Raw genomic sequence first — 419 nt, forward strand, 5'->3', positions numbered from 1 at the left:
GATCTATGGTGAAGGTAGTAAAGGAAATTATCAGCAATTAGTAAAGATTGCTAATAAACTCCCAATTTTTCCAAACATAAAAAATGAACGTTCAATGCTATGTATTATTAGGTTATGTGAATTTATTAAACTAAGAGTTGATAACTCAGATAGTGGTATTTTTTTTCCACAAGATGAAAACTACGTTAGGACAAGTTATATGGTTAGAGATCTTGCGCTTGCAAATGGAAAAAAGATTTATTTGTTTTCATGGCTGAATTGGTCTATCTATTTGTTGGGATATTTTCCAGGAAGAATTGGGAAATTAGTTAATAAAGCTTTTGGGAATCTTATTTATATGAAGAATAAGGATGTGACTAAGTGAAAATTACTATTGTTAATTGTTTTGATACATACGAACAAAGAATCGACATGATTGC

1 protein-coding gene is annotated in these 419 nt (G+C 29.6%); it reads left to right on the forward strand.

The window, feature by feature from the left end; all coding sequences use genetic code 11:
* Positions 1-364: Rossmann-fold NAD(P)-binding domain-containing protein (locus KSP9073_RS17330; protein ID WP_500683890.1), on the forward strand; the 364-nt coding region annotated here is incomplete at its 5' end.
* Positions 365-419: the final 55 nt, after the last annotated feature.

The sequence above is a fragment of the Kushneria phyllosphaerae genome (assembly GCF_900312995.1).
GTDB classification, from domain to species: Bacteria; Pseudomonadota; Gammaproteobacteria; order Pseudomonadales; family Halomonadaceae; genus Kushneria; species Kushneria phyllosphaerae.